Consider the following 6,429-nt stretch of genomic DNA (forward strand, 5'->3'; position numbering starts at 1 on the left):
TAGCAAAAGATTGGAGAACAGATAAATATTTACGAAGATTAGAGGCGTTAATGGCAGTTGGAGACAAAAAAAATAGTTATATTATTTCTGGGACTGGTGATGTTTTAGAACCAGAGGGAGATGTAATTGGAATAGGTTCGGGTGGTAATTACGCTCTTGCTGCTGGAAAAGTTTTAATGGAAGGCAATATGTCTGCCGAAGAAGTTGCTAAAAAAGCTATTAAAGTTGCTGCTGATATATGTGTTTTCACAAACGATAATGTTAAAATTGAAAAAATATAATGGATAATTCAAACGTAACACAACTACATCCAAAAGATAAAAATCAAAAAGAAGAGGCTTCATTAGTAAGCTCCTTATCTCCTAGAGAAATAGTCTCAGAGTTAGATAGATTTGTTGTTGGTCAAAATAAAGCAAAAAGAGCTGTAGCGGTTGCTTTAAGAAATAGATGGAGGAGACAAGCTCTAAAAGGTGAAATGAAAAATGAAGTTTTACCAAAAAATATTTTAATGATTGGGCCAACTGGTGTTGGTAAAACTGAAATCTCTAGAAGATTATCAAAACTAGCCGAGGCACCTTTTGTAAAAGTTGAAGCTACAAGATTTACTGAGGTTGGATATGTAGGAAGAGATGTTGAACAAATAGTTAGAGATTTAATTGAAATTGCTATTTCAATGGAAAAGGTCAAAAAAAGAAAAGAAGTTTTTGCACAAGCTCAAAAAGCAGCTGAAGAAAAAGTTTTAGATGCTTTAGTTGGAAAAAAAGCAAGTTTAGCAACGAGAGAAAGTTTTAGAAAAAGATTAAGAAATGGTGATTTAGACGATAATGAAATAGAAATAGCGGTTAGTGATACTGGCTCAAGTGGTGCCTCTTTTGAGATTCCTGGTATGCCTGGAGCTAATGTTGGAATGATCAACATTGGTGAAATGATTGGAAAATCTATGGGCAATAAAGAAAAAAAGAAAAAAATGACAGTGAAAGAATCTCATGAGATTTTAATAAATGACGAATCGGATAAGTTAATTGAACAAGATAAAATAATTAAGGCAGCAAAACTTTCTACTGAAAACAATGGAATTGTATTTTTAGACGAGATAGACAAAATTTCTGCAAGAACAGATAGAGTTGGCGGAGATGTTTCAAGAGAAGGTGTTCAAAGAGATTTATTACCTTTAATTGAAGGAACTACAGTAAACACCAAACATGGTCCAATAAAAACAGATCATATTTTATTTATTGCATCTGGTGCCTTTCAGCTTGCAAAGCCATCTGATCTGTTACCTGAATTACAAGGAAGATTACCGATTAGAGTTGAGCTTGAGGCTTTAACTAGTGATGATTTTAAAAGAATTTTAAGAGAACCTGATTTTAGCTTAATCAAGCAATATGTGGCTTTATTGAAAACCGAAAATGTTGATCTTGAATTTTCAGAAGATGGGATAGATGCAATAGCCAACATTGCTTCAGAAGTAAATACAACTGTTGAAAATATAGGTGCTAGAAGGTTACACACTATCATTGAAAAAATATTAGATGAAATAAGCTTTACAGCCACAGATAGAGCCGGGGAAAAAATTATTATTAACAAAGAATATATAAATAAAAACTTAGATAATCTCGTTAAAGATACAGATCTTTCAAAATTTATTTTATAGATTTATTTTTTTTCAAAAAAATATAAAAAGCGCCCCCACCACCATCTTCTATTTTAGCATCTGTGATTTCATTTATCATTTTCATTAAACCAGCATTATTAGTAATAAATTCTGGAACAGAATATTTTAGGATACCAAGGTCTTTTGAAACATATGGATCTTTCTCGTTTTCGGAGTGAAGACCTTTTCCTGTAACAATAATTAATTTGTTAATATTTTCAGAAAAAGCTTTGTTTATAAAAGCTTCTATAGTTTTGTTTGCTTCGTCTAAAGTATAACCATGCAAATCTATTGATCTTACTTTTTGATTTTTGTTTTTTTGATTTTTAAAATCTTTATTAGGTAATTTTTCAGTGCTATTTATAAATTTGTGCCAATCTTTTTTATCTTTATCTGAAATATTATCGTTCAATTATGTTAATATATTAACTAGCTGCCAGTTTGGATTTGCTGACGTTGTATCTCTTGAAAAAATCCAAGTATCATAAATTTTTTTAATTTTTTCAGGATCTCCAGAAACAATTTTTTTATCTTTATCTTTTATGCAGGTAATCACCTCTGCTATAAAATTTACTGTTACGTTTAAAATATTTCCAATTTTTTTATGCTCCTTAATCTCAGCTTTATTAACTCCAATAAATGTTATTTCTGCAAAATGACCTCTTTTTGCTCTCTCTTTCAACGCATCATTAAATTGATTAAATATATCTTTATTTAAGAGGGGTTTTGCTTTTGTGATCCTATTATCATTATCACTGAAATCAGTAATAATTGTTTCATAAGCAATTTTTGCACCTTTTAAAAATTCTTTTTGAGCTTCGTCATCAAAATTCTCTTTTGGTTTAGCCGCTTGATCTACCTTAATATTTTTTAAAACCTCTTTAAATTGAGCTGGTGACTTTCCCTCAAAACCAGTTCTTTTACCAAGAATTCCTCTCAATCTCAGAAAGATAAACCCAGCAATCATTGCTAATAAAATAATATCTATGTATTCAAAACTATAACTCATTGTCTTTTATAGTAATTACTCTGTTGATTAATTTCAACCAGCAATTTAGATTAAGGACAAATGAACTCAATATTTTTTGCTTTAATTTTAGTTCCTGTAATTGAAATATATCTTTTAATCAAAATTGGTGCTGAAATTGGTGCCATTACAACTATTTTGCTCATTTTTACAACTGCAATCGTTGGGGTCTATTACGCTAAGTATGAAGGTTTAAACACTCTTAAATCAGGATTTTTACAATTAAGTAGGAATGAAACACCAACATATGAGATGATTTCGGGAGCGGCAATAGCATTTGCAGCTTTACTTTTAATTATCCCTGGTTTTTTAACTGATGTTATTGGATTTATACTTATTTTTCCAATAAGTAGAAAATTAATTTTTGGAAAAATAGGAAAAAAATATAAAAGAGAAAATAAAATTAAGAAAAATTATATAGATGGAGAATTTGAAGATATAAAAGAAGATGATTATGACAAAAAATTATAAAATTTTAGCTAAATTTATAAGAGACATGTCGGTAGAAACTGCAGATATTGATACTTATTTGCATGTAAAAGATAATATTTCGAATTATTCACTTAATATTGATATTAAATCAAAATTTTTAAAAGATAAAATAGTACAAGTTGAAACGACTTTAACTTACTCGGATAAAGGCCAGAGCCTAAAAAAATCGCTTTTTGAGGTTATTTTTGCAACCGTGATTAAATTAAATGATGAAATTAAAGATAAAAAAGATCTAGGTAGAATAATTTTGTGTGATTTACAGAACGAAATTTATCCAGAATTAGAAAAAACATTTTTAAATGTACTTCATGGATCAGGATATCCTGAATTAACATTTAACAAAAAAGTTGATTTTGAAGAACTTTACAAAAATAATCAAAATTAAAAAAAATTTTTTTTTAAATTAGTTTTGATATATTCTCTATGCTTTTTTATTTCTTCCTTAGAGGGTTGGATTATTTTTTTATAATAAGGAATTTTATTATTAATTGAATTATCTATCGAGTCATTTTGGTTTTCAAGGTTTAAACTTGGTTCTTTTTGATCAATTAAATTTATGTAAACTTTAGCTAATAGTGAACAATCCAGCAAAGCATTATGCTTAGTTCTTTTCGTGTTGTCTATTCTAAAGCGTTTACATAAGGCATCTAAACTAACTTGTGATCCTGGAAATTTATCTCTGGCTAGAGTCAAAGTATCTATTACATTGTTTGAAATGTGATCTTCTTTACAAATTGCAAGTTCATTATTTAAATGACCAAGATCAAATTCTGAATTATGTATAATCAAAGTTTTATCTTTTATAAAAGATAAAAACTCATCTTTTATTTCAACAAATTTTTTTTGTGTTAATAGAAATTCATCTGTGTAGCCATGAACCTTGAAAGCTTTTTCAGAAACTTTTCTTTGTGGATTTATACAATAATTAAATTTTCTCCCTGTTGGTATTTGGTTATCAAGCTCAATACAAGCTATTTCAACAATCCTATGGCCTTCTTTAATCGAAATACCAGTGGTCTCTGTATCCAGAACTATTTCTTTCATTGCTTTATTTTTTGAAGAATATTTTTAATATTAGTACTAATTGTTTTTTTGGTAAAATCATTTTTGATTACAAAATGAGATTTTTTCATTTTATATTGTTTCGAAAATTGAATTTTTTTAAATTTATCAAATAGTTTTTTGTTAAAATGTTTTCTCTTTGTTAAATTTTTTAAAACATCTGATCTTTTAGAATCTACAAATATTAAAACATCTCCTTTTTTATTAAGCTTATTCTCTAGTAGCAGGGGCACGTCTAGTACTACAAATTTTTTATTTTTATTTTTTTTTAAGAAAAAATTCATTTTTTTTCTTACTTCAGTGTGAACTATCTTTATTATTTTTTTTAAATTACTCTTTTTTTGTAATATAGCTTCGGTAATTTCCTTTTTTTCTATAGGAAATGATTTTATATTTTTGGGTAATATTTTTTTTAATTTTAAAAATATTTTTTTATTTTTTTTATAAAGTTTTGTTACCTCATAATCCGCATCAAACACGGGGTAGCCTAAATTATTCGCAACATAACTCTTGCCCGAACCAATATTACCCAAGATTCCAATTCTAATCATTTTTTAAAAGTTTCAAGGTTTCAAAATTAACTTCTGGTTCTATACCGTGCCATAATTTAAATGCTTCTGAGGCCTGATAAATGAACATTGCCCCCCCATTTTCAGCTTTGTTTCCCAATTCTTTTGCTTCTTTTAAAAAACTTGTTTCAGCTGGATTGTAAATAACGTCATAAAATAATTTGTTTTTGCCAACATTTGAGAAATCTAAATTTATTTTTTCATTATTCAGACCGAGACTTGTGGCATTTATAACTACATCAAATTCAGACAAATTTCCCCATTCCATGACATTAAGGTTTTTAAATAAAATTCCTAAATTTTCTGCTTTTTGTTTAGTTCTATTGCTAATAGTAATTTCCAAAACATTCATTCCTTTAAGAGCAAAAATTATTGATGGAACCACACCACCAGCTCCCAGAATTAAAATTTTTTTATCTTTCATGTTGAAATTTAAAGCTTTAATTGCTTTATCGAAACCCATAATATCGGTATTGTGTCCAATCAAATTACCTTTTTCAAAAATAATTGTATTTACCGACTGAGTTTTTTCCGCTTCAAAGCTTAATATATCTAGGAAAGGAATTACTTTTTTTTTAAAAGGAACAGTAACATTGCAACCAGCAATTTTTTGCTCTTTTATATCTTGTATAATTTCTTTTATTCCATCTTCCTCTAATTTAATTTTATCATAAATAGCATCGATATTATTTTGTTTTAGCCAATAATTATGAAGTTTTGGTGACAATGAATGACTAATCGGATTACCAATAACTAGATATTTTTTCATTATAATGATCCTAAATACTCCTTTATTTTTTTGACAGGTAGCCCCATAATAGTATCTTCATCGCCTTCTATTCTTGCAAATAAATTTCTACCCTCTCCTTCTATTTGGTATACATTATATGCATAAAGGGTTTCATCAGATATTTTAGATAAATAATTTTTTAATTCATCATCAGAATGATTTTTCATAGTTAGTTTTGCTTTATCAGTATAATTCCAAATCATAGATCCATTTTTTGATATACACACGGAGCTTATTAAAAAATGTGATTTACCATTGAGTTTTCTTAATATTTCCATGGCCTCTTTTCTATTTTCTGGTTTAGATATTAGTTCGCCCTCTAAATCTATCACGCTATCTGCCCCTAAGACTATTTCATCAATTTTTTTCATACTAACTTTGTTTGCTTTTAATTCGGCTAGATTTTTTGAAATTATTTCTGAACTTGCCTGTTCTTTTAATAGACTTTCTTTAACTGGATCTTCATCAACATTTGATTGTTCAACAATGCATTCAATATTATTTTTATCTAAAATATCTTTTCTAACCCTGCTTTTTGATGCAAGAATAATTTTACTTAACATTGTTTAAATATATTTCGTGAATTTTAATTATAGAAGCCGCTGTTTCTTCAACAGACTTTCTGGTGACATCTATGAGGGGCCATTTATACTTTTGAAACGTTTTTTTTGCCTCTAAAACTTCTTTTTTTATATTTTCTAAATCTGTATATTGAATGTTTTCTGTTTCTTTTAATGAATTCATTCTATTTTTCCTTAAATCAGCCAACCTTTCTGGCTCAGTACTTAATCCAACAACACAAGTCATTTTTGGATTTTTTTTAAGTATGCTTGGT

Annotated in this window: 10 protein-coding genes and 1 pseudogene; 4 read left to right on the top strand and 7 right to left on the bottom strand. The window is 28.0% G+C overall.

Features of this window, described 5'->3' with window-relative positions:
* Both AMN83_RS02960 and hslU read left to right on the top strand, forming a co-directional pair.
* Positions 1–281, top strand: a pseudogene (locus AMN83_RS02960) (HslU--HslV peptidase proteolytic subunit); the annotation flags it as partial.
* Positions 281–1,654: an ATP-dependent protease ATPase subunit HslU gene (hslU, locus tag AMN83_RS02965; protein ID WP_075504196.1), complete on the top strand. Its 1,374-nt coding sequence runs from the start codon at positions 281–283 to the stop codon at positions 1,652–1,654. The pseudogene AMN83_RS02960 and the gene hslU, both read left to right, overlap by 1 nt.
* Here the strand turns inward: hslU and AMN83_RS02970 are convergent.
* Together AMN83_RS02970 and AMN83_RS02975 are read right to left on the bottom strand one after the other, a co-directional pair.
* A complete protein-coding gene (locus AMN83_RS02970) occupies positions 1,644–2,066 on the bottom strand; it encodes a Smr/MutS family protein (RefSeq protein ID WP_075504197.1) in 423 nt (140 codons plus the stop codon). The genes hslU and AMN83_RS02970 overlap by 11 nt on opposite strands.
* Positions 2,067–2,663, bottom strand: a complete 597-nt coding sequence (locus AMN83_RS02975; RefSeq protein ID WP_075504198.1) for a Tim44/TimA family putative adaptor protein — start codon at positions 2,661–2,663, stop codon at positions 2,067–2,069.
* Between the two features lie 60 nt (positions 2,664–2,723).
* On the opposite strand from AMN83_RS02975, the gene AMN83_RS02980 reads away from it, so the two are divergent.
* Both AMN83_RS02980 and AMN83_RS02985 read left to right on the top strand, forming a co-directional pair.
* On the top strand, positions 2,724–3,152 hold the full coding sequence (locus AMN83_RS02980; protein WP_075504199.1) for an FxsA family protein: 429 nt from the start codon (positions 2,724–2,726) through the stop codon (positions 3,150–3,152).
* A complete protein-coding gene (locus tag AMN83_RS02985; RefSeq protein ID WP_082255110.1) occupies positions 3,136–3,558 on the top strand; it encodes a protein-export chaperone SecB in 423 nt (140 codons plus the stop codon). Before AMN83_RS02980 ends, AMN83_RS02985 begins: the two co-directional genes overlap by 17 nt.
* Here the strand turns inward: AMN83_RS02985 and dnaQ are convergent.
* The 5 genes from dnaQ to AMN83_RS03010 all read right to left on the bottom strand — a co-directional run.
* Entirely contained in the window at positions 3,555–4,217 is a 663-nt protein-coding gene (gene dnaQ / locus AMN83_RS02990; protein WP_075504201.1) for a DNA polymerase III subunit epsilon, read from the bottom strand. The two genes, AMN83_RS02985 and dnaQ, sit on opposite strands and share 4 nt — an antisense overlap.
* On the bottom strand, positions 4,214–4,786 hold the full coding sequence (gene coaE / locus AMN83_RS02995) for a dephospho-CoA kinase (RefSeq protein WP_075504202.1): 573 nt from the start codon (positions 4,784–4,786) through the stop codon (positions 4,214–4,216). The genes dnaQ and coaE overlap by 4 nt, the downstream gene beginning before the upstream one ends.
* A complete protein-coding gene (gene aroE, locus AMN83_RS03000; protein ID WP_075504203.1) occupies positions 4,779–5,573 on the bottom strand; it encodes a shikimate dehydrogenase in 795 nt (264 codons plus the stop codon). Before aroE ends, coaE begins: the two co-directional genes overlap by 8 nt.
* Positions 5,573–6,157 (bottom strand): Maf family protein, encoded by a 585-nt coding sequence (locus tag AMN83_RS03005; RefSeq protein ID WP_075504204.1) that lies wholly within the window; start codon positions 6,155–6,157, stop codon positions 5,573–5,575. Before AMN83_RS03005 ends, aroE begins: the two co-directional genes overlap by 1 nt.
* A partial coding sequence (locus AMN83_RS03010) for a kinase/pyrophosphorylase (RefSeq protein ID WP_143323641.1) occupies positions 6,147–6,429 on the bottom strand: 283 nt, incomplete at its 5' end. The genes AMN83_RS03005 and AMN83_RS03010, both read right to left, overlap by 11 nt.

Source organism: Candidatus Pelagibacter communis (assembly GCF_001180025.1).
Classification (GTDB): domain Bacteria; phylum Pseudomonadota; class Alphaproteobacteria; order Pelagibacterales; family Pelagibacteraceae; genus Pelagibacter; species Pelagibacter ubique_A.

Excerpts from the sequence above, each read along its gene's own strand:
- hslU (WP_075504196.1), top strand. The coding sequence starts at position 281 with ATGGATAATTCAAACGTAACACAACTACATCCAAAAGATAAAAATCAA.
- AMN83_RS02975 (WP_075504198.1), bottom strand. The coding sequence starts at position 2,663 with ATGAGTTATAGTTTTGAATACATAGATATTATTTTATTAGCAATGATT.
- AMN83_RS02980 (WP_075504199.1), top strand. The coding sequence starts at position 2,724 with ATGAACTCAATATTTTTTGCTTTAATTTTAGTTCCTGTAATTGAAATA.
- AMN83_RS02985 (WP_082255110.1), top strand. The coding sequence starts at position 3,136 with ATGACAAAAAATTATAAAATTTTAGCTAAATTTATAAGAGACATGTCG.
- dnaQ (WP_075504201.1), bottom strand. The coding sequence starts at position 4,217 with ATGAAAGAAATAGTTCTGGATACAGAGACCACTGGTATTTCGATTAAA.
- coaE (WP_075504202.1), bottom strand. The coding sequence starts at position 4,786 with ATGATTAGAATTGGAATCTTGGGTAATATTGGTTCGGGCAAGAGTTAT.
- aroE (WP_075504203.1), bottom strand. The coding sequence starts at position 5,573 with ATGAAAAAATATCTAGTTATTGGTAATCCGATTAGTCATTCATTGTCA.
- AMN83_RS03005 (WP_075504204.1), bottom strand. The coding sequence starts at position 6,157 with ATGTTAAGTAAAATTATTCTTGCATCAAAAAGCAGGGTTAGAAAAGAT.